Here is a 24,851-nt window from a genome sequence, read left to right as displayed (position 1 = left end):
GAGAGTCGGCCCCCAACCCCAGATCACCGGAGGACGGAGGCGACCCCGTCCGCAGTGAGGTTCGCGATCTCCTCCACACTCAGGCCGAGCTCGGCCAGCACCTCCTGGGTGTGCTCACCCTGGCGCGGCGCGGGACGCGGGTCGAGGGGAGGAACGCCCATGTCGATGGGGGAGCGTGCCAGGCGCACCTTCCCCAGCCCGGGCTGGTCGACGCATTGGAAGAAGTCGGTGGCCTCCAGGTGCGGATCCGAGAACAGGTCCTCGATGGAGTTGACGGGCCCGTTGGGGATGTCGGCCGCGTCGAGGAGCTCCATCCACTCGGCGGTGGACCGGTTGCGCATCTCGAGCTCGACGATCTCGTAGAGCGCGTTGACGTGGCGCGTGCGCGCGCCCAGACCGTGGAAGCGGACGTCGGAGGCGAGGTCGGGCCGCTCGATCAGTGCAAAGAACGCCCGCCACTGCTTGTCGCTGTAGACCATCACCGCGACATGGCCGTCCGCGGTGCGGTAGGGCCGTCGGAACGGGGAGTCGGTGCGGGCGTACCCGGTGGGCCCGGTGGGCGGGTCCTGGACCCAACCACCCTGCCGGTCGAGAAGCATGAAGGACGCCATCCCCTCGAACATCGGCACCTCGATGCCCCGCCCCTGGCCGGTCACATCGCGGGCCCGCAACGCGGCGCAGATCGCGGCAGCGCCGTAGAGCCCCATCACCTTGTCGGCTGCCGCCGACCTCCAATACGCCGGCTCGGAGCCACCCGCCGTCTGGGCGTCGGCCACCCCGGTGCCCGCCTGGATGACGTCGTCGTAGGCGGGCTTGTCGGCACTGGGGCCGCCGGCGCCGTACCCCCGGAAGCCGCAGTGCACCAGTCGCGGGTTGAGCTCTAGGAACGCCTCCGCGCCGATGCCGAGGCGACTGGCGGCGGGCGGCCTGACGTTGTGCACGAAGACGTCGGCGGTGGTGACCAGGGAGCGCAACAGATCCATGCCGCGCGGATCCTTCAGGTCCAGGGTGATCGCCTTCTTGCCGCGGTTGGCGTTGATGAAGACCGGTCCGAGCCCACTGTTGTCGCGCTCGCTGATCCGGCGCACCAGGTCTCCGTCGGGACTCTCCACCTTGATCACCTCCGCGCCCCAGTCCGCGAGGACCTGCGTGGAGTACGGCGCCATGAAGACGGTGCTCAGCTCGACGATCCTGACGCCGGCCAGCGGCAGCCCGAGGTCGCCGCTCATGCCAGCACCTGCGCGAGCTGCCGGCTCACGGCCCCGGCCGAGGGACCGGCCGTGATCAGGTCCCACACCGAGGCCTCGGGGTGGCGTACGGCGGACCCGACGATGCGATCCCAGTAGCCGACCGCCCCGAACTCGCGACGCCAGTCCAGCAGGGGCTGGGTGAAGAGTTGCAGCGGGTGCTCGATGGTGGTCCCGATCGCGCCGTGCACCTGGTGGGCGTTGCGCACGACCGTGCTCGTGGCGTGGCCGACGCACGACCTCGCCACCGCGACGCGGAGGGCGGACTGCTCGCCGGCGAGGCCGGTCAGGGCCGCGTCCGAGACGGCGCTGTCCACGGTCGCCCGGGCCAGCGCGACCTCGGCGGCGATGTCGGCGACCAGGTGCTGGACCGCCTGGAAGCGGGCCAGGGGGCGGCCGAACTGGTGCCGCATGGTGGCGTGCTCGACACAGAGCTCCAGCACCCGATCCATGGCGCCGACCGACTGCACCGCCCGGACCAGCGCCCCACGCAGCATCAGCCCGGTGCCCAGGGACGCGTCTCCGGGTGCGCCCTCGAGGCGAGCACCATCCACCACCGCGACGTCGAAGCGTGGCTGCCCCGAGAACGTCGCCACCGGCGTCACCTGCACCGACTCGGCAGGCAAGTCGCAGACTACGTACCCGCCCCGGTCGGGGGAGAGCGCGACTACTCGCTCGACGCCCTTGGCCCACGGCACACTCCGGGCCCGTCCTTGGGGGTCGAGGGTGGCCACCGTGCGGACGGCCGTGCCCGCCTCCAGCCCGACGTGGCCGAGCACCCAGCCAGCCAGCAGGTCGCTCTCGGCGAGCGGCAGATGAATACCCGCAGCCGCCGCCTCACCGTGCAGGGCGGCCGCCTCGAGCCAGGAGGCTCCACTGCCACCGGCCTCCTCGGGCAGGGTGAGCCGGGTCAAGCCGAGGTCGTCGAGCCGGCGCCACAGCGCGTGGTCCATCCCGACGCCGTCGACACCCTGTCCGAGCCTGTTGATGAGCTCCTCGGAGCGGAGCACGTCACGGATCATCGCGACCAGGTCCGGGTCGACCCTCGCCTCGTGCGTCGCGTCGAGCGGCGTGTCGTTCATCAGCGCATCCTCATTCCTCGTGCGATGACCCCGCGCAGGATCTCGTTCGTTCCTCCGCGCAGGGTGAATCCGGGGCGCTGCTGGACCGCCTCCCGGGCCAGTGCGACTGTGCGCTCCGCGGCATCGGGGGTGTCGGCCACGGCCAGGTCGATCCACTCCGCCAGGTCGCCCTCCAGGGAAGTGCCGAGCACCTTCACCAGCGCGGCGGGTACGTCGGCCTGCTCTCGGCGCTGCAGCGCTCCCGCGACGGACAGCGACATCTGGTGCAGGCCGGTGAGCCGCGCGACGTATCGGCCGACCTCGTCGGTGGGCAGGTGCTCGGCCACGGGCTCGTCGGCCATGGCCTGCTCGAGCAGCTGGAAGGTCGATAGGAAGCGCTCGGGTCCGCTGCGCTCGAAGGAGAGCTCGGAGGTCACCTGCGCCCAGCCGTCGCCGATCTCGCCGACGACCCGACGCTCGGGGACGAACACCTCGTCCAGCACGACCTCGTTGAAGTGGTGCCGACCGGTGGCGGAGACGACCGGTCGCACGTGCACACCCGGGTCCTGGAGCATCACCAGCAACTGGCTCAAGCCGGCGTGCCGGTCTGCGGGGTCCGGCACCGAGGTGCGCACCAGCGCGATGAAGGCGTCCGCCTCGTGTGCGCCGGAGGTCCACAGCTTGGTGCCGCTGACGCTCCAGCCGCCCTCGACCGGGACCGCACGAGTCCTGACGCTGGACAGGTCCGAACCGGAGTCCGGCTCGCTCATCCCGATGCCGAAGAAGCAGCGCCCGGCCGCGATCTCGGGCAGTAGCTCGCGCTTCAACTCCTCGGTGCCGTAGCGCAGCAGGGTCGGCGCCACCTGTCGGTCGGCGATCCAGTGGGCGGCCACCGGCGCTCCCGCGGCGAGCAGCTCCTCGGTGACGACGAAGCGCTCGAGGTGGGTGCGGCCGTGACCGCCGTACTCCTCGGGGATGGTCATCCCGATCCACCCGCGTTCGGCAAGGGCGCGGGAGAAGCCCGGGTCCCAGCCGCTGAGCCAGGTGTCGACCCGGCGAGCGAAGCGCGCGCCAGCCAGCGGGTCGGCCAGGAAGGCGCGCACCTCGCCCCTGAGCCGGCTCATCTCGGGTGTCTCGGTCATGTGCGGCGGCATGAGTGCCGGAGCCATGGCACACCTTCCTACGAGAATATGAAGACTACTACGTATATACGTAGTAAGCCCTAGGATAGATTTCACGCACCACCAGGTCAACCCGGAGAAGGGGACATGTCCGAAGAAGCACGTCCCATCCACGTCCGCCCGCGACACCGGATGGTCGATCGCATCGCCGCGATCCTGGAGACGGTGGCGCGGAACCCTGAGGGACTGTCGCTGACCGAGATCTCGCGCCGGGTGGGCGCCCCGGTGAGCACCTGTCAGGGGTTGGTCAACGGGCTGGTCGCCACCGGCTACCTCGACGAGCGCGCCCGCTCCTACCGGCTCGGCGTGACGCCGTACGTGCTCAACCTGCTCGCGGGCCGCGGGGTCGTGAATCGCGTGAGCCACGAGGACCTGGTGGCCCTGCACGCCGAGACGGGCGTGACCACGGTCCTGTCGGTGCCGGTGGGGGAGGATGCCATCTACATCGACCACTGCTCCTCGGATCCGACCACGGCCTATCTGGCGGAGAGCCTCATGCGACGCTCGATGATCCGCGCCTCCACGGGCTGGGTCTTGCTGGCCGACTATGAGCAACGCGACCTGTGGGCCTACCTACGACAGCTGCCGACGGAGGACGACGAGCGCGTGGCTGCCCTGCTGCAGGCGCTTCCTGAGATTCGGGCGACCGGGATCTGCGCCCTTCCTCGGGCGGCCGAGGATCCGGGCACGGACGGCATCTCGATCGCCCTGAGGGAGAAGGGGCGGACGGTCGCGGCGATCGGCGTGGTCGGCCCACGCGGGGCGCTCGAGCCCCGCAGTGACGACATCGTCGCGATCCTGCACAAGCACGCGGCTGTCTGGAACGCGCGGGACTGAGCCCCTCAGCGTTGACACGTGAGCAGCATCACAGCTAATCTCGCGACTCTGGGTTGTTACGTATTTACGTAACCACGTCCCCAAATAGGGAGTCATCGTGTCTCTTCTTCGCATCCTCGGCGCCGGCCGTCGCGGTCGCCTGGCCGGTGTCGCCGTGGCCGGTGTACTGGCCGGCTGTGCCGCACCCCCGCACCACAACGCCGAGGGCGACGTCGTCCTGAAGTTCGGTGACAGCTTCTCGGCCACGCATCCGATCGGCGCCGGGGGAGTCACGCCGTTCATCGAGATGCTCGAGGAACAAGGCCCCGACGTGGGCCTCGAGGTCGAGTACTACGCCAACGGCCAGCTGGGCAAGCAGCGCGACATGGTGACGCTGATACGCAGCGGCGTGATGCAGGTGGGACCGGTCTCCCCGGCGTACGTTGGCACCGAGCTCCCGCTGTCGAACGTCGGGGACCTGCCCGGGCTGGTCTCGGACGCCTGCGTGGGCGCCGAAGCGGTGCTCGCCACCATGCAGGAGGGCGGCACCCTCTACGAGGAGGAGCTCGAGCCTCGCGGGATCCGGCCCCTGTGGGTCGCGGTCGTGCCGCACTACGAGGCGATGACCGGCGAGGGCGCGATCGCCAAGCCGTCGGACGCCGAGGGCCACATCCTGCGCTCGACCGGCGGCGTGGCGGACCGGGTCGTCGACGAGGTCGGTGCCGCCGGTGTGTCGATGCCGCTGGGCGAGCTGTACGAGGCGATCTCCCGCGGCACGGTCGAGGGCACGGTGGCGAGCCCGGTGAGCATCGCCTCCTACAAGCTCGGCGAGGTGCTGGGATTCACCACGGACGGTGCCCGCCTGGGAGCCTTCACGATCACCTTCTCGGTCTCCGACGACGTCTGGCAGGAGCTCGACTCCGCCCAGCAGGATCTCGTGCTTGAAGCCTCCGCGCTGGCCCAGCAGGGAGCCTGCGAGGCGATCGAGGAGGCCGCGACCGCGGCACTCACCCAGATGCGCGACCAGGGCGTGGAGGTGCTGGAGATCGGTCCGGACAGCCGCGCCGAGTGGGACGCCCTGGCCACACCGGTCCGTGACAAGTGGGTCGAGGACCTGGAGAGCACCGGACGTCCCGCAGGTCGGGTCCTCGAGGAGTTCGAGCTCGCCCTCGAGGAGGCGGCACGATGAGCGAGACCATCGTCAACGTGGCGGAGCTGAGCCACTCCGGCGCCTCCTCCGGCCCGTCCGCGCATCCCCGGCTGACCCGGACCCAGGACGCCATCTCGGCGCTCTGCGGCGTCCTGGCGGGAGCCAGCCTGATCGCGATCACCATCCTGACCCTGATCGAGGTCGTGGCTCGGTCGATCTTCGGCAGCCCGCTGGGCTGGAACGTCGCGCTCGTCGAGCAGTACCTGATGATGACGATGGCGTTCTTCGGCACCGTCACCGCCTACCGGACCGGCGCCCACGTGGCGGTGGTCACCCTCTACGACAAGTTCGGTCCTCGCCTGCAGAAGCTACTCACCCTGCTCTCCCAGCTCGTCGTGCTGAGCGCCTTCCTGTGCCTGGCCTATGCCGGCGCCGACGGCGCGCTGTTCGCCCTGCGGATGGACGAGGCGCCGGTCCCCGGCATGGCCGAGCTCCCGCTCCCGAGCTGGTGGTGGAAGTCGATCATGCCGACGGCCGCCCTGCTCGGCGCCGTGATCGTGCTGATCGACCTGTACCTCGAGCTCACCGGGTCGTGGCGCGCTCCGGTCACCGACGCGGTGGCAGACCCGCTGGCCACTGCTCTCGCCACCAAGGAGAACTGACATGCTCGCACTCGCCTTCGTGGCCCTGATGCTGGTGCTGATCCTGGTGCGGGTTCCGGTCTCGTTCGCCGTCCTCGGCACCGGGATCCTCGGAGCCCTGGTGCTGGGCAGCCCCCAGGAGCTCGTCGGGGTGCTGCAGACGGGGGCCCCGACGTCCGTGATGAGCTACACGCTCTCCGCGGCACCGCTGTTCATCTTCATGGCCCAGCTGATCCTGCTCTCCGGACTGGCCGACAGCATGTTCGACGCCGCTCGCACGATGGTGGGCCGGGTGCGTGGCGGCACGGCGGTGGCCTCCGTGGTCGCCGGCACCGCGTTCGCGGCCGTCTCCGGCTCGAGCACGGCGTCGGCCGCGACGCTGGCGCACACCTCCACGACGAAGATGATCGATGAGGGGTACGAGCCGCGCACCGCGGGCGGCCTGATCGCCGTCGTCGGCACGCTCGCCGCGATGATCCCGCCCAGCGTGATCCTGGTCTTCTACGCGATCACCGCCGAGGTGAGCGTGGGGGACACGATCGTGGCTGCGGTGCTGCCGGGCCTGTTGATCGCGGTGGGCATCGTGGTGACGCTGTACGTCGTCTTCGCCTTCAACCCCTCGTCGGCGCCGAAGGGCGAGGTCTCCTCGTTCAAGGCGAAGGGAGCGGCCCTGCTGCCGGCGCTCCCGATCGTGGTGCTGTTCGGGTCCGTCGTCGGCTCCATCTACACGGGACTGGCGACCCCCACCGAGGCGGCCGCGCTAGGAGCCGTCGCCGCGTTCGTCGTGGCGCTGGTGCGCGGTCGGCTCAGCCTGGCCGGCTTCAACCACGTGGTGCTCGAGACGGTCAAGACCAGCGCGATGATCTTCGCGATCATCGTCGGTGCCCACATCTTCGGCCACTTCCTCACCGAGACCCAGGTGACCCCCGAGCTGGTCGAGTGGATCGCCGGACTGACGATCCCCGCTTTCACGATCATGCTCTGCATCGGGTTGGTCTACGTCGTGCTCGGTTTCTTCATGGACCAGATCGCGATCATCGCGCTGACGGTGCCGGTCGTCCTCCCCGTTGTCGTCGCCTTGGGCTACGACCCGATCTGGTTCGGCATCTTCGTGGTGCTGCTCGCCGAGGTGGGCATGGTGACTCCGCCGATGGGGCTCAACGTCTTCGTGGTCTCGCGGGCCGCCAACCGGCCGGTCGGTGAGGTGTTCCGTGGAGCCTTCCCCTTCGCCGTGGCGATGCTGGTGATCGCGGTCCTCCTGCTGACCTGGCCGGAGATCGTGCTCGTCTCGCTGTGATTCGTACCTGCAACCGCACGCCCTGAGAAGTCGAGGAGCACGCCATGACCGAAGTCCTGCTGGTGGAGAAGACCGACCACGTCGAGACGTGGACGATGAACCTGGCCGAGTCCCGCAACCCCATCTCCGGACCAGACGTCGTCGAGGCGTTCGTGGCGCATGCCGACCGCGTCGACCGCGACCCTGACGTGCGCTGCGTCGTGCTCACCGGAGCCGGGAGTGCCTTCTCCGCAGGCGGCAACGTGGCGGACATGGCCGAACGGCGCGGGATGTTCGGCGGTACGCCGTACGAGCAGCGCAACGGGTACCGGCACGGGATCCAGCAGATCCCGCTCGCGCTCGCCCGCTGCGAGGTGCCGCTGATCGCGGCGGTCAACGGCCCCGCCGTGGGCGCCGGCTGCGACCTGGCGCTGATGTGCGACATGCGCGTGGCCTCGTCGAAGGCGTTCTTCGCGGAGAGCTTCGTGCAGCTGGGGTTGATCCCCGGCGACGGCGGCGCATGGCTGCTCACCCACACGATCGGGCCTGCGAGGGCGGCCGAGATGGCCCTCACCGGCGATCGGGTGGACGCCGAAACCGCGCTGCAGTGGGGCCTCGTCTCGCGGGTCACCGAGCCAGAGCGGCTCCTCGAGGAGGCGCACGCGCTGGCCGCCCGGGTAGCCAAGAACCCCCCGCATGCGGTGCGCATGGCCAAGAAGTTGCTGCGCGAGTCGCGTCAGCGGAGCCTGGAGAGCGTGCTCGAGCTGAGCGCCGCCATGCAGGCCCTCTCCCACCACACCGTCGACCACGATGAAGCGCTGGCGGCGTTCGTGGAGCGGAAGCGGTAGCGCGCGCAGTCGGCCGCCTGTGGGGCGAGCGGGGGGCGGCGCTCGGGCGGGTGGCTGGGGCGCAAGCGCGCCCTGGGGCCCCTGGGGTAGTGCGCGCTGTCAATCACTGATGTTGTCGGGCGAAGTTTCGGCCGACAGGGTCAGCGTTCCCCGGCCGACCGGGGAAACCGGCGCCCGGGCAGCCGGAGCCCGGTTTCGCTCAGCGGGAACCCAGGGTGAAGCGGCCGGGTACGCGGTTAGCGTCCGAGCCTCCTGCTGTGCACCTTCCCCCCGAGAGGTTCCTCGATGACCACGACCGGCCGCGCACCCGGGCGGTACGCCGCCGACCTCGACGCGGGGCACCGCAGCGCCGCCCAGGAGCTGGTGGCGGCCGTGCACAGGCTGAACCTCGCCGTGGCGACCACCGAGATGGATGAGGCCGACCTGCGCCGGGCGCGGGAGGTGCTGGACGGGGTCGCCGAGGAGCTCGGTCAGCGGCGCCGGGCGCGCGTGGTGCGCGCCGGCTTCGAGGCGCCGGCGCAGGCGCGGGACGCCGGGCTGCCGTACCGGGTGAGCGTGCTCAACCCCTGGGGGGTGCCGCTGGAGGTGCACTTCGGCGCCGACGAGGCACGCGCCACACTGACCGCCAACGCCCTGCACGAGGGACCGCTGGACTCCGTGCACGGAGGCGTCGGAGCCTGGTTGATGGACACCATGCTGGGTCTGCTGATGCAGGTCGGCGGCCGGCCCGCGGTCACCGCCCGGCTCGAGCTGGACTACCGGATCCGCACGCCCCTCGACGAGCCCCTGACGCTGGGGGCGCGGATCGTGAGCCGGGAGGGACGCAAGACCTGGATCGAGGGGTGGATCGAGCACGAGGGCCGGCGCACCGTCGAGGCCAGCGGGCTCTTCGTCGAGGTCGAGCGGAGCGCGCGGGGATGACCACCCGCGACGAGGCGGTGGCCAGGCTGACCGCGCCGGGCCGGCCGTTCGAGATCCGGGTCGAGGACGTGCGTGGACGCCCGCTGCAGGTCTTCGCCCATCGCCAGCGGAGCCTCGGCGAGCTGCTCGCCGCCTCGGTGCGGCACGGGGACGCCGAGTACCTGGTCACCGAACGCTCGCGGCTGACCTACGCCGAGCACCTCGACGCCGTCGCCGCGCTGGCCCGGGCCCTGCGCACCGAGTACGGCGTCGGCCCCGGCGACCGGGTGGCGATCTGCGCGGCCAACTGCCCGGAGTGGATCGTCGCGTTCTGGGCGGCCCAGGCGCTCGGCGCGGTCGTGGTGGGGATGAACTCACTGTGGGCGGCGCCGGAGATCGCCTACGCCATCGAGCGCACCGAGCCGACCCTGATCCTCACCGACGCCGCACGCAGGCCGCTGGTCGGCGAGCCCGGCATCGCGGTGCTCTCGCTCGAGGGCGACCTCCCGACACTGGTCGAGCGGTACGCCGGGGCGGCGCTGCCCGCGGACGTCGCCACGGTCGTCGGGGAGGACGACCCCGCCGTCGTGTTCTTCACCAGCGGCACCAGCGGCCGACCCAAGGGCGCCACCCACTCCCACCGCAACGTGATCGGCGCCGTCTGGTTCCACCTGCTCAACGACGCCGTCGCCGCGGAGCTGGGGATGGCGCCGCCGCCGCGCCGCTTCCTGCTGGCCACCCCGCTGTTCCACATCGCCGCGCTGCACAACATCGCGGTGATCCGACTCGTCGTCGGCGACACCGCGGTGCTCCACCTCGGCAAGTTCGACATCGACCGGGTGCTGCGGCTGGTGGAGGCCGAGCGGGTCACGAACTGGGGCGCGGTGCCGACGATGGCCAGCCGGCTGGTCGAGCACGCCGAGCGGCACGGCCTCGACGACTACGACCTGTCCTCGCTGCGGACCTTCACCGTCAACAGCGCGCCGTCGGCGCCGACGCTGAAGCAGCGGGTGCGCGAGGTGCTGCCCCTCGCCGGACGCGCCCTGGGTACGACGTACGGGCTGACCGAGTCCTCGAGCGCGGCCACCCTGGCCGGCGCCGCCGACCTCGCCGCCGATCCCGACACGGTCGGGCGACCGGTGCCGACCATGGAGGTCGAGGTGCGCGACGCCGAGGATCGGCGGGTGCCGGACGGGGTGGAGGGCGAGATCTGCCTGCGCGGACCGCTGGTGATGATCGGCTACTGGCGCGACCCGGAGGCGAGCGCCGCGGCGACCACGCCGGACGGGTTCCTGCGCACCGGCGACCTGGGCTCGATGCACGACGGCCGGCTGCGCATCGCCAGCCGACGCTCCGACCTGATCCTGCGTGGCGCCGAGAACGTCTACCCGGCCGAGGTGGAGAACGCCCTGGACACCCACCCCGACGTGCGCGAGAGCATCGTGCTGGGCGTCCCGCACGCCGACCTGGGCGAGGAGGTCGCCGCCGTGGTCGTGCTCGAGCCGGACGCCACCGCGAGCGCGGAAGAGCTGCGCGCGCATGTGCAGGCGCTGATCGCGCGCTACAAGGTCCCCACCCGCTGGACGCTGACGTCGGAGTCGCTGCCGCGTAACGCCACCGGCAAGGTGATGCGGCGCTCGGTCCAGGTCAGGTGAGCGCGATGACCGGACACCGCGACGACTGGGCGCCGCTGCTGGCTGACCTGGAACGACGCCGCGCCGCGGCGCGGACGATGGGCGGTCCGGAGAAGCTGGCGAAGACCCGGGCCGCGGGCCGCCTCGACGCCCGGGCCATGGTGGCCGAGCTGCTCGACGCAGGCAGCTTCGCCGAGCTCGGCCTGTTGGCCGGCGACGGCACCGTGTCGGCGGACGCGTTCGTCGCCGGCTCCGGGCTGGTGGACGGTCGACCGGTGCTCCTCGGCGTCGAGGACTTCACCGTGGCCGGAGGCTCGATCGGCACCGCCGGGGCGACGAAGCGGGCCCGGCTGGCAGCGCTGGCCCGGCAGGAGCGGGTGCCGCTGGTGCTGGTCCTCGCCGGTGCCGGCCACCGCGCGACCAACGCCCTCGCGGTCCACCGCCCGGCCCCCAACGACCTCCAGGCACTGGTCGAGCTGGCCGGGCTGGTCCCGACCGCCGTGGTGGTCGCCGGCCCCTCCGCCGGGCACGGCGCCCTGGCGGCGCCGCTCGCCGACCACGTGGTGCTGGTGGAGGGCGAGGGGTCGCTGTTCACCGCGGGCCCGCCGCTGGTGCGGGCATCGCTCGGCGAGGTGGTCACCAAGGAGGAGCTCGGTGGCGCCGAGGTGCACGCGCAGGCCAGCGGGCTGGTCCACGAGGTGGCACCCGATGCGCGCAGCGCCCTGCACGCCGTACGGCGCTGGTTGTCGTACCTGCCCTCGAACGCGTGGCAGCATCCGCCGACCAGTGCCGGGCCGGACACCGGCGAGCGGCTGCTGGACCGGGTCCTCGACGTGGTGCCACCGGACCCGCGTCGCCCCTACGACATGCGACTGCTGCTCGAGGAGCTCGTCGACGCCGGGTCACTGCTCGAGGTCCAGGCCCGGCACGGGCGGTCGCTGATCACGGCACTGGCCCGGCTGGGCGGCCGGCCGGTCGCCGTACTCGCGAACCAACCGGACGTGCTGGCCGGGGCGATCGACGTTGCCGCGGCGGAGAAGGGCGCTCGCTTCGTCGAGCGGGCGGCGGCCTTCCACCTCCCGCTGGTGCAGCTGGCCGACAACCCCGGGGTCCTGGCCGGCAGCGCCTCCGAGCGCGCCGGCATCCTGCGGTCGGGAGCCCGGATGTACGCCGCGCAGCACCGGGCCCGGGTCCCGAAGCTGCACGTCACCGTGCGCAAGGCGTTCGGGTTCGGCAGCTCGGTGATGGGCCAGAACGCGTTCGGCGGACAGACCCTGTCGCTTGCCTTCCCGGGGGCGATGCTCGGTGGCATCCCGGCCGCGGTCGGCGGTGCCACCTCGGGGGCCGACCCACAGACCCGCGAGGCGCTGGTCGCCAACGAGGCCGCCGGACCGTGGCGGCTCGCCGCGAGCGCCACATACGACGACGTCGTCGACCCCCGGGAGCTGCGCAACGCGTTGCTGGCCGGGCTTCGCCTGGCCGTGCGGGTGGATCGCCCGGAGCCGGTCGTGCACACCGGCTACCTCCCGTGAGCGCCCGGCCGGCTACCGGCCTGGGGTCCGCCGACGCCCGGAGCGGGGCGTACCGCCCAGCTCGCAGGTGAGGCGACGGGAGGCGGCGAGCAGGACGGGCGCCAGCGTCTCGGGGATCAGCCGCTCGCCCCGCGCGGCCACGCCGATCGCCGCGACCAGCCCGTTGCTGCCGTGCACGGGGGCCCCCAGCGCCACGATGCCCCGTATCCCGGGCCAGCGCACCACGTCGAGTCCGGCTCGCCGACGGCAGGCGTGCAGGCGCGCGTGCAGGTCCACCCGGTCCAGTGCCCCCCGCCGCGGGCGGTCCGCCGTGGTCAGGGCCAGGGCGTCGACCTGTTCGGGGCTCAGGGTCGCCAGCATCGCCCGGCCCATGGGCGTGGTGTCGGCGGGGACCTGGCCGCCGACCTGGGAGGGCACCGAGTGCAGCGCGGCGCCCCCGAGCTTGTCCAGGTACAGCAGCAGGCCCCCCTCGAGCACCCCGAGGTGCACGACCGCGCCGGTGGCGAGGTGCAGGTCGTTGAGCTCGTTGGCTGCGGCCTGTCGCAGCCGGCCGTACGTCCGCTCGCCTCGCTGGAGGGGGCTGGCAGCTCCCAGCGCGCGTGGGCCGAGCCGGTAGCCGCGCTGCCCGTGCTCGAGCCAGTGCTGCTCGACGAGCTGGGCCATGATCCGGAACGTGGTCGATCGGGGCAGCCCGGCGATCGCGGCGACCTCCTCGAGCAGCAGTGGTCCCGGGGTCTGGCCGAAGACGTCGAGGATCCGGGTGACCCGGGCGACCACCGAGGTGCGCGGGACCTCCGTATCCATCTGGTCAGACGCTGCGACGCGCTCCTGGGCAAGGGGCATGGCCGTCCCTCCCTTTCTCTGTGCTCGGCGACGCGGCGCCCGCCTGGTCGCCTGTCTCGGATCTGGGATCGATGTTTGACACCACCTCCCCGCTGCCATTGACTGTATATGCCGATTAGACATAGTTCAGAACGTACTGACGAGAGGGGCTGCGGTGGACTTCGAGCTCGATGCCGGCCAGCGCGCGTGGCGCGAGGAGGTGCGGGCCTTCCTCCGCGCGAATGTCACCGCGGCTCTGCGTGCAGAGCTTGCGGAGCACGACCTCGAGAAGCGCGACGGCGAGCTCGCCGCGTTCCGCCGCAAGATCGGCGAGAAGGGCTGGTTCGGGCTCAACTGGCCGGTCGAGCACGGCGGCCTCGGGCTGGGGCCCATCTACCAGCACCTGCTGGTCAGCGAGTTCGAGTATTGGGGCGTCCCGGGCCCGGACCTCACCGTGACCTCGGTGGCGCCGATGATCATGCGCCACGGCACCGAGCGCAACAAGGCCGAGTTCCTGCCCGCGATCGCCCGCGGCGAGATGGTCTGCGCGGTCGGCTACTCCGAGCCGGGGGCCGGCACCGACCTGGCCAGCCTGCGCACCCGGGCGGTGCTGGAGGGGACGCTGGAGGACGGCGAGTGGGTGATCAACGGGGCCAAGACCTGGAACAGCGGCGCCCAGCGCTCCACGCACGAGTGGTTGTGCGTGCGCACCGACCCCGACGCCCCGAAGCACCGGGGCATCTCGGTGGTCATCGTGCCCATCGACCACCCCGGGGTGAGCATCCGGCCGCTGACCGCGTGGTCGGGCTACCGCACCAATGAGGCCTACTTCGACGACGTCCGGGTGCCCGCGACGAACCTGATCGGGGAGGCGAACCGGGGCTGGCGCTACATCACCGGCGCGCTCGACCTCGAGCGCGGCGCGCTCACCAACGCCGGTGACCTGCGACGCGCGGTCGACGACCTGGTCGAGCTGGCGCGACGCCCGCGCCGCGACGGGCGGGTGCCCGCGCACGATCCTGCGGTGCGCCGCCGGCTCGCCCAGCTCGACGCGGACGTCGAGGTGGCCACGCTGATGGGCTTCGAGGCCGCGTCCCTGCTCGACGACGGCGTGATCCCGAGCATCGAGGTGAGCACCGAGAAGATCTTCACCAGCGAGCTGCGCCAGCGCATCGCCGAGGTCGCCCTCGACCTGCTCGGCCCCGACGGGCTGCTCGGGCACCGCACCGCGGCCGCCCCCGACGACGGTCGCTTCGAACGGCTCTACCGCATCGCCCCGCTGCTGCGCTTCGGCGCCGGCACCAACGAGGTGCTGCGCGACGTCATCGCCCAACGAGGCCACGCAATGCCGTCCTACGGACGCTGAGAGGAACGCCGTGAAGCTCGTCGTCACCACCCAGGAGCGCGATCTCGCGACCAGCCTGCGTGACCTGTTCACCACACACTGCGGCCCGGAGCTGGTCCGCGGCCTGCGCGGGCCGGGCCCGGAGCGCTTCCCCGAGAAGCTCTGGTCGGCCCTGGTCGGCGCGGAGGTGCTCGCTCTGCCCTTCGCCGAGGAGGTCGGAGGCGCCGGCGGGACCCTCGACGACCTGGCCGTCGTCTTCGCCGAGGCCGGTCGGGCGCTGTGCCCCACGATCGTGCTCAGCACGCTGCACCTCGGGCTCGCGGTGACCGCCCTCGGATCCGCGGCGCAGCGCGGGCGGGTGCTGCCCGGCCTGTGCCGCGGCGAGCTGCGGGGCACGGTGGCCCTGGCCAGCCCGTACGACGCCGCCGAGGTGCGCCCGAGCCTGCGCGCCGAGCTGCTCGCCGACGGGTCCGTCGAGGTGAGCGGTCGCCTCGACCACGTCCTGGACGCCGACCTCGCGCACTGCGTGCTGGCCACCGCCACGCTCACCACGTACGGCGAGCCGGATCGCCTCGTCGGTCTCCTGCTGGACCCGCGGGCCGCCGGGGTCTCGGTGACCTCGCTGCCGACCAGCGACGGCGACCGCCTCCACCAGCTCGACCTCGACCACGTGGCGGTGGCGGCCCCCGACGCCCTCACCGGACCCGACGGCGCGGGGCTGCGGCCCGAGGAGGTGCGCCGGGCCGCCCTGCTGGTCCGCGCCCTGCAGTGCGTGGACATGGCCGCCGGCGCCGGTGCCGTGCTGGAGCGGACCGTGGCGCACACCCGGGGCCGCGAGCAGTTCGGTCGCCCGATCGCGTCGTTCCAGGCCGCCCAGCACCTGGTCGCCGACATGCACATCGCGGTGCAGGGCGCCCGGCTGGCGGCGCGCAGCGCGGTCTTCTGGCACGGCCGCGGCCGGCCGGCGCTGCGGGAGACGGCGGTGGCGGTGGTGCACGCCGCGTCCGCGTACCGGCGCACCACGCTCGATGCGCACCAGCTGCACGGCGGCATGGGCTACGTCGTCGAGACCGACCTGCACCTGTGGTCCGAGCGGGCCCGCCTGCTCGGCTCCCTCGGCGGTGGCGCGGACGTCGCCGGCCGCTGGCTCGAGGAGGCGAACGGCCTTGACTGACCAGGTGCTCTCCGGGATGCGGATCCTGGACCTGTCCCGCTGGGTCGCCGGCGAGTACGCGACCAAGCTGTTCGCCGACTTCGGCGCCGACGTGGTCAAGGTCGAGAAGCCGGGCGAGGGCAGCCTCACCCGCCGCTGGGGGCCGTTCCCCGACGACCGACCCGACCCCGAGCGCAGCGCGCTGTTCCTGCACCTGAACACCAACAAGCGCTCGGTCGCGCTGGACCTGCACGACGCCGCCGACCGCGAGGTGCTGCTCGGCCTGGTCCGCGGAGCCCACGCCGTGGTCGAGTCGTTCCGGCCCGGCCACCTCGAGCGGCTCGGGCTCGGCCCCGACGTGCTGCGCGCGGCCAACCCGCGGCTGGTGGTGACCCGGATCAGCGCGTTCGGCCAGACCGGCCCGCGCCGCGACCACGAGGCCAGCGGCCTGGTGCTGCAGGCGGCCGGCGGCCCGATGCACGCCACCGGGCAGGCCGAGCGCGAGCCGCTGCGCAAGCCCGGGCTGCTCGAGCACTACACGGTGGGGCGCAGCGCCGGGCAGGCCACGCTCGCCGCGGTGCTGGGCGCGCGGCGCACCGGCCGCGGCGCGACGATCGACGTCTCCGGGCAGGAGGTGCTGCTGGCCGGCGCCGACCGGCGCGCGTCGTACCTGCTCTCGGCGTCCTACTCCGGCATCACCGCCCCCCGCGGCGCGCGCAGCCCGCACCGGCACGGCGCCACCTTCACCGGGCCGTTCCGGGCCGCCGACGGGTTCGTGATGGTCTACGTGACCAACCAGGCGTTCTGGAACCGCTTCGTGCACCTGGTCGGCGCCGACGACGCCGTCTTCCGCGAGCGGTTCCTGGACCGCCAGACGGTGGCCGGCGACGACCGCGCGGACTTCCTGGCCTACGTCGCCGAGTGGATCGCGGCGCGGCCCAAGATCGCGGTGATGGAGGCGGCCGAGGCTCGGCGCATCCCGGTCACGGCGTACCTGTCGGTCTCCGAGGTGCTCGCGCACCCGCACTTCCGCGAGCGCGGCGCCTTCGTGGCCGCCGAGCACCCCCGGGCGGGCCTGCTGGAGTACGCCGGGCCGCCGTGGCGGATGGAGCGCGGCTACGCGCTGCGGGCCACCGCCCCCTTGCTGGACCAGCACGGCGCCCAGGTGCGCCACGAGGCAACCCTGGAGGTGCCCGCATGAGCATCGATCCCGACGACCGGCCGCTGGCCGGGATCCGGGTGATCGACCTGACGGTCGTCTGGTCGGGCCCCGGCGCGACCGCGCTGCTGGGCGACCTCGGCGCGGAGGTGATCCGGGTGGAGGGCAACGACCGGCTCAGCCGCCAGGTGTCGGCGAAGGTGACCAAGGCGTCGTTCGAGAAGACCGGCTACCACGGGGGCACCTACCCCGACAAGGATCCCGGCGAGCGCCCCTACGACCGCTCCGCGCTGTTCAACTGGCACGCGCGCAACAAGCTCTCGGCGTGCATGAACCTCGACACCCCCGAGGGTCACCGCGCCTTCCTCGACCTGGTCGCGGTCAGCGACGTGCTGGTGGAGAACAACTCCAACGGGGTGCTGGAGAAGCTCGGCCTCGGCCACGAGCGGCTGCTCGAGCTGAACCCGCGCCTGGTCGTGGTGCGGATGCCGCCGCTGGGCATGAGCGGGCCGATGAGCGACTACCTGGGCTACGGGCCCAACTTCAACAGCCTGGTCGGCATCGCCGCGATGGACGGCTACGAGGGCGAGGACCCCGACTCGGCCGGCGAGAACTACCACATGGACGAGGCCGCGCCGGCCGGCGTCGGGTTCGCCGTCCTGGCCGCGCTGTGGGACCGGGAGGCGACCGGGCGCGGGGGACTGGTCGAGTTCGCCCAGGCCGAGAACGTGATGGCCGAGGTCGGCGAGCTCTTCCTCGACCACCAGCTCAACCACCGGGACCCGCCGGTGCTCGGCAACGCCGACCCGTGGGCGGTCCAGGACGTGCTGCGCGTGGCCGGGGAGGACCGCTGGGTCGCGGTCACGGTCCGCGACGACCGGGACTGGCGCGGCCTGCTCTCGGTGCCCGGCCTCGGGGACGACCCCCGGCTGCCGGGCGCCGACGCGGACGGCGCCGTACGTCGCGCTCACAGCGCCGGCATCCGCGCCGCGCTGGGCGAGTGGTGCGCCGGGCGGGAGGCCGACGACGTCGTCGCGGCCCTGCAGCGCGCCGGCGTGCCGGCCGCGGAGGTGGTGAGCGAGCCGCAGCTGCTCGACGACGCCCACCTCGAGGCCCGCGGCTGGTGGCGCGAGCGCAGCCACCCCGCGATCGGCACCCACCGCTACCCCGGGCACCCGTGGCGCAGCGACGACCTCGACCTCGCGTTCGGCCGGCCCGTGGCGGGCTTCGGCGAGGACAACGAGCACGTGTACCTGACCGTCCTGGGCTGGTCCCGGGAGCAGTACGACGACCTGGTGGCGCGCGGCCTCGTGACCGACCACCAGCTGGCCTGAGCGGCCGGAGAGGGAATGAGATGACCCAGCAGACGCAGGAACCCGTGCCGGACCTGGTGCCGGCCGCGGCCGCCGCCCAGGTGGGTGAGGTGGTCGCCCGTGCCACCGGTGAGGTCGTCCGCCGCGACTGGCAGCGCTGGGCGGTCTCGGTGGGCGAGGACAACCCGCTCTGGTTCGACCCGGACCACGCCCGCGCGCACGGCTACGACGACGTCGTCGCGCCACCGCTGTACCTGCAGTACGCCGTCCTCGGCGTCACCGCGATGGACCGGCTGCGCGCCGACGGCTCCTCGGGCGCCTCGTCGGGAGACCTGGCGTTCCCCGACGCCCCGCGCCGGATGGCCGGCGGCGAGAGCACCACGTTCCACCGCTCCTGCGGCCACGGCGACGTGCTCACGATGGAGCGCCGGGTGGAGTCGATCGTGCAGAAGCAGGGCCGCAGCGGCCCGTTCGTGCTCGTCACCTGGCGCACGACGTACACCGACCAGCGCGACCGGCTGGTGGCCGAGGCCACCACGTCGATGATCGCCCGCCCGTGAGGAGCACCGCCGTGAGCCAGCAGGAGAGCCCGAGCGTGAGGAACGCGCAGCTGTGCTTCGAGGACGTCGCCGTCGGGCAGGAGCTCCCGAGCCTGGAGGTGGTCGTCGACGAGACGCAGATGTTCCTGTTCAGCGCCGCCACCTACAACGGCCACCGCATCCACTACGACAAGCAGTGGGCGCGCGAGCGCGAGGGTTACGACGACGTCCTGGTCCAGGGCCCGCTGCAGTCCGCGCTGCTGGCCCGGGCGGTGACCGACTGGATCGGCGGCGCCGGTCGGCTGGTCTCGTTCGCCGCGCAGAACCGCGCCGTCGCGTTCCCCGGCCAGCAGCTGTCCTTCGGCGGCCGGGTCACCGCGACCCGGGTCGAGGACGGGCGCGGGCTGGTGGAGCTCGAGGTCGCCGGGCGTCGCGGCGAGGACGTGCTGATGCCCGGCAGCGCCACCGTCTCCCTGCCGCTGCGGGGGAGTGCCGGGTGAGCGGCCTGCGCGGTGAGGCCGCGATCCTCGGGATCGCCGAGCTGCCGGCGGAGAAGAAGCAGAGCGGCCCGGCGATGTTCACCCTCGACCAGTACGCGCGACTGGCCAAGCTCGTCCTGGACGACGCCGGCCTGCCGGCCTCGGTGGTCAACGGCCTGGTCACCCACGGCGTGCAGGAGTCCGAGATGTTCGCGCCCGCGACGCTCTCGGAGTACCTGGGGCTGCCGCTGGACTTCGGCGAGCGCGTCGACCTCGGCGGGGCGACGGCGGCCGGGATGGTCTGGCGTGCCGCGGCGGCCGTCGAGCTCGGCATCTGCGAGGCGGTGCTGTGCGTGGTGCCGGGGTCGATGATGCTGCCGCGGTCCGCGCGGACGTCGGCGCCCGGCGCGCCGCTTTGGTACGGCGCGTCCAGCGGCAAGTACGGCTCGCCCCAGGCCGAGTTCGAGATCCCGTACGGCAACGTCGGGCAGAACGCGCCGTACGCCCAGATCGCCCAGCGCTACGCCGCGGAGTTCGGCTACGACCCGCGCGCCACCGCGAAGATCGCCGTGGACCAGCGCACCAACGCGTGCGCGCACCCGGACGCCGTCTTCCACGGGAAGCCGCTCAGCGTCGAGGACGTGCTGGCCAGCCCTGTCATCGCGGACCCGATCCACATGCTCGAGGTCGTCATGCGGGTGCAGGGCGGAGCCGCGGTGCTGGTCGGCAACGCCGACCTGGCGCGGCGCTCGCGGCACCGCCCGGTGCGGATCACCGGCTTCGGCGAGCACGTCGCCTTCAAGACCCCGACGTACGCCGAGGACCTGGTGCGCACGCCGATCGCGCGGGCCGCGGACCGGGCCTTCGCGATGGCCGGGCTGGACCGCGCCGACGTCGACATGGCGTCGATCTACGACTGCTACACGATCACCGTGCTGATGAGCCTGGAGGACGCGGGCTTCTGTGCCAAGGGCACCGGCATGCAGTGGGTGACCGAGCGCGATCTGACGTTCCGCGGCGACTTCCCGGTCAACACGGCGGGCGGGCAGCTGTCCTTCGGCCAAGCCGGGATGGCCGGCGGCATGCACCACGTCGTCGACGCCGCGCGCCAGCTGATGGGGCGCGCCGAGCAGGCCCAGGTCGCCGACTGTGACACGGCGTTCGTCACCGGCAACGGCGGCATCATGAGCGAGCAGGTCGCCCTGCTCCTGCAGGGGGAGTGAGATGACCGAGACCGTCACCGCGATCGAGGCCCGGCCGCTGCCGGAGCCGACCCCGGTCTCCCAGCCGTACTGGGACGCGCTGCGCGAGCACCGGATCCGGATCCAGTTCTCCCCCTCGGGGGGCCAGTGGGTGTTCTATCCCCGGCTGCTGGCGCCCGGCACCCTCGCCGACGACCTGGAGTGGCGCGAGATCTCGGGCCACGGGACGCTGCACACCTTCACCGTCGCGCACCGACCGACGGCGCCGCCGTGGGCCGACGCCGTACCGCAGGTGCTGGCCGTCGTCGAGTGGGACGAGGGTCCGCGGGTGAGCACCGAGCTGGTCGAGGTGGACCCCGGCGACCTGCGGGTGGGCATGCGCGTGGTCCCGGTCTTCCACGACGACCCCGACAGCGGCATCACGCTGCTGCACTACCGAACGAAGGGTGACGACGATGGCTGAGCATGACCTGGTGGTGCGAGGGGGCACCGTCGTGGACGGGACGGGTGCGCAGCCGCGGACCGCGGATGTGGCGGTGCGCGACGGGGTGGTGGTCGAGGTCGGCCGGGTCTCGGGCCGCGGGCACCGCGAGGTCGCCGCGGACGGCGCGCTGGTGCTGCCGGGCTTCGTCGACGTGCACACCCACTACGACGGGCAGGCGACCTGGGACAGCCGGCTGCAGCCGTCGTCGTGGCACGGCGTCACCACCGTGGTGATGGGCAACTGCGGCGTGGGCTTCGCCCCGGCCGTGCCGGCGGACCACGCGCGGCTGATCGCGCTGATGGAGGGCGTCGAGGACATCCCCGGCGTCGCGCTCACCGAGGGCTTGGCCTGGGACTGGCAGTCCTTCCCCGAGTACCTCGACGCCCTGGAGCGCCGTCCCCACGACCTCGACTTCGCCGCCCAGGTGCCGCACGCGGCGCTGCGGGTGCGGGCGATGGGGGACCGGGCCGCCGCACACGCCCAGGCCACCGACGAGGAGGTGGCGCTGATGGCGAAGCTGGCCGCCGAGGCGATCGAGGCCGGCGCGCTCGGCTTCACCACCTCGCGGACCCTCAACCACAAGACCCGCGCCGGCGAGCTGACCCCGTCGTACGCCGCGGGGCGCGACGAGCTGGTGGCCATCTCGCGGGCCGTCGGCGCGACCGGGCAGGGCGTCCTGCAGCTGGTCACCGACTGGGACGACGACACCATCGAGACCGACTTCGACCTGATCACCGCGATGGCGGCGGCGGCCGGCCGGCCGATGTCGTTCTCGCTGGCGCAGAGCCCGTCGTACCCCGACCGCTTCCGCAAGGCCCTCGCCTTCCTGGACCGCGCCAACGCCCAGGGGCACCGGCTGCGCGCGCAGGTCGCGGCGCGCGGGATCGGCATCCTGATGGGTCTGGACTGCACGCTGAACCCGTTCGCGGCGAATCCGGCGTGGCTGCGGATCTCGCACCTGCCACCGGCGGAGCAGGCCCGGGCGATGCGCGAGCCGGCGCTGCGCGCGGAGATCCTGGAGCTGGGGATCGTCGACGCCTCGAACCTCATCGGCGGCGCCCTGCTGGACCGCTTCGAGATCATGTTCGAGCTCACCGACCCGCCGAACTACGAGCCCGACCCGGCGTCCACGATCGCCAACCGGGCGGCCGCGCGCGGCATCACCCCGCTCGAGCTGGCCTACGAGATCCTCATCTCCGACGACGGCCGCGGGATGTTCTACCTGCCGTTCACCAACTACGTCGACGGATCGCTCGACGGCTGCGCGGAGATGCTCGGGCACGAGTTCACGATCCCCGGGCTCTCCGACGGCGGGGCGCACGTCGGCACGATCTGCGACGGCTCGTTCCCGACCACGCTGCTGCAGCACTGGGTGCGCGACCGGGAGACGTTCCCGATCGAGCTGATGGTCGCGCGCCAGGCGCGGGCCACGGCGGAGGCGGTCGGGCTGCTCGACCGCGGCCTGCTGGTGCCCGGGCACAAGGCCGACCTGCTGGTGGTCGACCTGGACGGGCTGCACCTGCACAAGCCGGAGATGCACCACGACCTCCCGGCCGGCGGGCGGCGCCTGCTGCAGCGCGCCGACGGGTATCGGCACACGTTCGTCTCGGGCGTGGAGACCTATGTCGACGGGGAAGCCACCGGGGAGCTGCCCGGCCGGCTGGTGCGCGGAGGCCGACCGAGCCCCTCCTGACCGGGGCGGGAAACCGGGGAAGTATCTGGTTGCCACATGCTTCCCCGGAGTATGCCTAACCGATATAGTCCAGGTGTGGTGCCCCTTCCCGTTGGGGCTCCTCGACTTGGAGGAAAGCGATGAAGCGAGGCAGAAGCGTGCTGCGGCCCGCTGCGGTGCTGGTGGCGGCGATGATGCTGCTGGTCGGCTGCGGCGGCGGCGAGGACACGGACGGGGACGGCAGCGGCGGTGGCGGCGGCGCCTCCGGCGGTGAGTTCGAGTACACCGAGGGCATGGTGGGAGACGAGGACTCGGCTGGCGAGCCCAAGACCGGCGGAGAGCTGAGCTATGCCATCTACTCCGAGCCGCGCAGCCTCGACCCGGCGGTGACGATCGCCGCGGTGACCACCGGTGGCACGGAGATGGCGGCCATCTACGACGTGCTGCTGCGCTACGACACCGAGGCGAAGGACTTCGTCCCGCAGCTCGCCGAGTCCATCGAGCCCAACGGCGACCACACCGAGTGGACCCTGACCCTGCGTGACGAGGTGAGCTTCTCCGACGGCACTCCGCTCGACGCGGCCGCCGTCAAGGCCAGCCAGGAGCGGTACGCCGCGGCGCCCGCTCCCGAGGCGGCGCTGTGGAAGAGCAACGTCACCGGCGTCGAGGCCACCGACGACAAGACCGTCGTCTACTCGCTGAACAAGCCGTGGGCGATGTTCCCGGCGATGCTCGCCTCCGGCCCCGGCATGATCGTCGGCGAGGCGTCCGGCGCGGTCGGCGAGGGCTTCAAGCCGGTCGGTGCCGGTCCGTTCACGTTCGTGCACCAGCGCGCCGGCGAGGAGATGAAGCTCGCGGCCAACGAGAAGTACTGGAACGGCCGCCCGAACCTCGACGAGCTGCGCTTCGTCTACCTGGGTGAGCAGACGACGGTCCAGGACTCCTTCGACAGCGGCAGCGTTGACATGGCGTTCTTCCGCGACCCCGACGTCGTCGACGGGGTGCTCAAGGACGGCCACCGTGGCTACGCCAACCTGGTCGCCGTCAGCGACACCACGCTGATCAACGGCGCCGAGGACCGGCCCGGCTCCGATGTCCGGGTGCGCAAGGCCATCCAGATGGCGATCGCGCCCGACATGGTGCGCCAGCGCGTCTACGACGGGCACGGCATGGCCAGCACGCTGCTCTTCCCCGACTACTCCCGCTGGTTCTCCGAGGAGATGGAGGGCGTCGAGCCCGATCCCGAGGGCGCCAAGAAGCTGCTCGACGAGGCCAAGGCCGAGGGCTACGACGGCAAGATCACCTACCTCGACTCGAACACCTCGGCGTCGCGCGACACCGGCCAGGTCGTCAAGGCGGCCCTGGAGGCCGTCGGCTTCGAGGTCGAGATCGAGATGGTCCCGACCGTCACCGACCTGATCAACAAGCTGGCTGTCGAGCGGGACTACGACCTCGCCGGCTGGGGCATCAACTACCGCGAGGGCGACCCCTTCTCGAAGCTCTTCGCGTCGCTGCACAGCACCGGCACCCAGACCTACGGGATGCCGACCAGCCCGGAGATGGACGCGGCGCTGGAGGAGTTCCAGGGTGCGGCCGACGAGGCCGCCCAGCAGGCGGCGATGGTCAAGATCCAGCAGGCGTGGAACGAGAGCGTCCCGTTCCTGGCCTGGATGCCGATGGCCGAGCTCACCGCCTGGAACGACGACGTGCACGGCGTCAAGGGGGCGGCCAACTCGATGGTCCTCCTCGACGAGGCTTGGATCAGCTGACCCACCCCGTCGGCGTGAGCTCGCGTCGCACGGCCGCCGAGTCGGCGCAAGCTCGCGTCGTACGGCCGCCGAGTCGGCGTGAGTTCGCGTCGTACGGGGGCCGAGTCGGCGCAAGTTCGCGTCGTACGGCCGCTGAGTCGGCGTGAGTTCGCGTCGTTCGGCCGCTGAGTCGGCGCAAGCTCGCGTCGTACGGGGGCCGAGTCGGCGTGAGTTCGCGTCGTACGGGGGCCGAGTCGGCTTTACTTCGCGGTCGGCAGCCCCGAGTGGCGCCGAAATCGGGCTGCTGGGCCTGCGGTCACGCAGCCCGTCGGGGCCTTGAGTCAGAGAGATGAGCACGCCGTCCGGCGAACCGTCCAGGTCCGCCGGGCGGCGTGCTGTCGCGTGGGTACGACGAGTGCCTGCCGTGTGGTGAACACCGAGGCCCCGGCAGGTGCCCGAAGCTCGGGGGAGGGGGCGAGCGGGGAGACGATCGCGGGGGTCGCGGGGGTGTCGGATTCCCCGCTCACCACATGAAACCCGCACTTCCCACGTGAAGGAACGTGTGGGAAGTGCGGGTTTCATGTGGCCAGTCCGGGCGGCGTACGCGCATCCCCAGGCCCTTCGAGGATCCAGCGGCGGCTCACACGCT

22 protein-coding genes are annotated in these 24,851 nt (G+C 72.4%); 18 read left to right on the top strand and 4 right to left on the bottom strand.

All coding sequences use genetic code 11. The features are described from left to right. Positions 1–23: 23 nt before the first annotated feature. From AC6EI4_RS11900 to AC6EI4_RS11890, 3 genes are read right to left on the bottom strand one after another with little or no spacing between them, the layout of a single operon-like run. The gene (locus AC6EI4_RS11900; protein WP_498451589.1) at positions 24–1,229 is read right to left on the bottom strand and encodes a CaiB/BaiF CoA transferase family protein; all 1,206 of its coding nucleotides are present in this window, start codon (positions 1,227–1,229) and stop codon (positions 24–26) included. Further along, a complete protein-coding gene (locus AC6EI4_RS11895) occupies positions 1,226–2,329 on the bottom strand; it encodes an acyl-CoA dehydrogenase family protein (RefSeq protein WP_498451588.1) in 1,104 nt (367 codons plus the stop codon). The genes AC6EI4_RS11900 and AC6EI4_RS11895 overlap by 4 nt, the downstream gene beginning before the upstream one ends. Continuing rightward, on the bottom strand, positions 2,329–3,477 hold the full coding sequence (locus AC6EI4_RS11890; RefSeq protein ID WP_498451587.1) for an acyl-CoA dehydrogenase family protein: 1,149 nt from the start codon (positions 3,475–3,477) through the stop codon (positions 2,329–2,331). The genes AC6EI4_RS11895 and AC6EI4_RS11890 overlap by 1 nt, the downstream gene beginning before the upstream one ends. A gap of 99 nt (positions 3,478–3,576) precedes the next feature. Here AC6EI4_RS11890 and AC6EI4_RS11885 point away from each other — a divergent pair, with 99 nt between their 5' ends. The 8 genes from AC6EI4_RS11885 to AC6EI4_RS11850 all read left to right on the top strand — a co-directional run bounded on the left by AC6EI4_RS11885 (position 3,577) and on the right by AC6EI4_RS11850 (position 12,286). Next, positions 3,577–4,326 (top strand): IclR family transcriptional regulator, encoded by a 750-nt coding sequence (locus tag AC6EI4_RS11885; RefSeq protein WP_498451586.1) that lies wholly within the window; start codon positions 3,577–3,579, stop codon positions 4,324–4,326. A 97-nt stretch (positions 4,327–4,423) separates the two neighbouring features. Continuing rightward, positions 4,424–5,494: a TRAP transporter substrate-binding protein DctP gene (dctP, locus tag AC6EI4_RS11880; protein ID WP_498451585.1), complete on the top strand. Its 1,071-nt coding sequence runs from the start codon at positions 4,424–4,426 to the stop codon at positions 5,492–5,494. Next, a complete protein-coding gene (locus AC6EI4_RS11875; protein WP_498451584.1) occupies positions 5,491–6,117 on the top strand; it encodes a TRAP transporter small permease in 627 nt (208 codons plus the stop codon). The genes dctP and AC6EI4_RS11875 overlap by 4 nt, the downstream gene beginning before the upstream one ends. 1 nt (position 6,118) lies before the next feature. Next, positions 6,119–7,393, top strand: a complete 1,275-nt coding sequence (locus tag AC6EI4_RS11870) for a TRAP transporter large permease (RefSeq protein WP_498451583.1) — start codon at positions 6,119–6,121, stop codon at positions 7,391–7,393. A gap of 44 nt (positions 7,394–7,437) precedes the next feature. After that, the gene (locus AC6EI4_RS11865) at positions 7,438–8,220 is read left to right on the top strand and encodes a crotonase/enoyl-CoA hydratase family protein (protein ID WP_498451582.1); all 783 of its coding nucleotides are present in this window, start codon (positions 7,438–7,440) and stop codon (positions 8,218–8,220) included. Positions 8,221–8,505: 285 nt separating this feature from the next. After that, positions 8,506–9,141 carry a PaaI family thioesterase gene (locus tag AC6EI4_RS11860; protein ID WP_498451581.1) on the top strand — a complete coding sequence of 212 codons (636 nt, stop codon included), beginning with the start codon at positions 8,506–8,508 and terminating at the stop codon, positions 9,139–9,141. Next, positions 9,138–10,775: a steroid-24-oyl-CoA synthetase gene (gene casG / locus AC6EI4_RS11855; RefSeq protein ID WP_498451580.1), complete on the top strand. Its 1,638-nt coding sequence runs from the start codon at positions 9,138–9,140 to the stop codon at positions 10,773–10,775. Before AC6EI4_RS11860 ends, casG begins: the two co-directional genes overlap by 4 nt. Positions 10,776–10,780: 5 nt before the next feature. Next, positions 10,781–12,286, top strand: coding sequence for an acyl-CoA carboxylase subunit beta (locus AC6EI4_RS11850; protein WP_498451579.1), 1,506 nt, complete (start codon positions 10,781–10,783; stop codon positions 12,284–12,286). Positions 12,287–12,298: 12 nt separating this feature from the next. On the opposite strand, the gene AC6EI4_RS11845 is transcribed toward AC6EI4_RS11850, so the two are convergent. Continuing rightward, complete coding sequence (locus AC6EI4_RS11845; protein ID WP_498451578.1) at positions 12,299–13,090, bottom strand: IclR family transcriptional regulator; 792 nt, start codon at positions 13,088–13,090, stop codon at positions 12,299–12,301. Between the two features lie 193 nt (positions 13,091–13,283). Between AC6EI4_RS11845 and AC6EI4_RS11840 the strand changes: the two genes are divergently transcribed. The 10 genes from AC6EI4_RS11840 to AC6EI4_RS11795 all read left to right on the top strand — a co-directional run bounded on the left by AC6EI4_RS11840 (position 13,284) and on the right by AC6EI4_RS11795 (position 24,223). Further along, positions 13,284–14,474, top strand: a complete 1,191-nt coding sequence (locus AC6EI4_RS11840) for an acyl-CoA dehydrogenase family protein (RefSeq protein ID WP_498451577.1) — start codon at positions 13,284–13,286, stop codon at positions 14,472–14,474. A gap of 10 nt (positions 14,475–14,484) precedes the next feature. Beyond that, the gene (locus tag AC6EI4_RS11835; protein ID WP_498451576.1) at positions 14,485–15,627 is read left to right on the top strand and encodes an acyl-CoA dehydrogenase family protein; all 1,143 of its coding nucleotides are present in this window, start codon (positions 14,485–14,487) and stop codon (positions 15,625–15,627) included. Further along, positions 15,620–16,807 (top strand): CaiB/BaiF CoA transferase family protein, encoded by a 1,188-nt coding sequence (locus tag AC6EI4_RS11830; RefSeq protein ID WP_498451575.1) that lies wholly within the window; start codon positions 15,620–15,622, stop codon positions 16,805–16,807. The genes AC6EI4_RS11835 and AC6EI4_RS11830 overlap by 8 nt, the downstream gene beginning before the upstream one ends. Then, the gene (locus AC6EI4_RS11825) at positions 16,804–18,099 is read left to right on the top strand and encodes a CaiB/BaiF CoA transferase family protein (RefSeq protein WP_498451574.1); all 1,296 of its coding nucleotides are present in this window, start codon (positions 16,804–16,806) and stop codon (positions 18,097–18,099) included. Before AC6EI4_RS11830 ends, AC6EI4_RS11825 begins: the two co-directional genes overlap by 4 nt. Positions 18,100–18,119: 20 nt before the next feature. Continuing rightward, positions 18,120–18,638 (top strand): FAS1-like dehydratase domain-containing protein, encoded by a 519-nt coding sequence (locus AC6EI4_RS11820; protein WP_498425075.1) that lies wholly within the window; start codon positions 18,120–18,122, stop codon positions 18,636–18,638. 11 nt (positions 18,639–18,649) lie between these two features. Further along, on the top strand, positions 18,650–19,117 hold the full coding sequence (locus AC6EI4_RS11815) for a MaoC family dehydratase (protein WP_498451573.1): 468 nt from the start codon (positions 18,650–18,652) through the stop codon (positions 19,115–19,117). Continuing rightward, positions 19,114–20,319: a thiolase family protein gene (locus AC6EI4_RS11810; RefSeq protein ID WP_498451572.1), complete on the top strand. Its 1,206-nt coding sequence runs from the start codon at positions 19,114–19,116 to the stop codon at positions 20,317–20,319. The genes AC6EI4_RS11815 and AC6EI4_RS11810 overlap by 4 nt, the downstream gene beginning before the upstream one ends. Position 20,320: 1 nt before the next feature. Further along, positions 20,321–20,761: a Zn-ribbon domain-containing OB-fold protein gene (locus AC6EI4_RS11805; protein ID WP_498451571.1), complete on the top strand. Its 441-nt coding sequence runs from the start codon at positions 20,321–20,323 to the stop codon at positions 20,759–20,761. Continuing rightward, positions 20,754–22,475, top strand: a complete 1,722-nt coding sequence (locus tag AC6EI4_RS11800; protein ID WP_498451570.1) for an N-acyl-D-amino-acid deacylase family protein — start codon at positions 20,754–20,756, stop codon at positions 22,473–22,475. Before AC6EI4_RS11805 ends, AC6EI4_RS11800 begins: the two co-directional genes overlap by 8 nt. 119 nt (positions 22,476–22,594) lie before the next feature. Then, the gene (locus AC6EI4_RS11795; RefSeq protein ID WP_498451569.1) at positions 22,595–24,223 is read left to right on the top strand and encodes an ABC transporter substrate-binding protein; all 1,629 of its coding nucleotides are present in this window, start codon (positions 22,595–22,597) and stop codon (positions 24,221–24,223) included. Positions 24,224–24,851 lie beyond the last annotated feature (628 nt).

The sequence above is a fragment of the Nocardioides sp. Z43_10 genome, from assembly GCF_059766615.1.
Note: the sequence above shows the minus strand (reverse complement) of the source record. Positions and strands in the feature narration are given on the sequence as shown.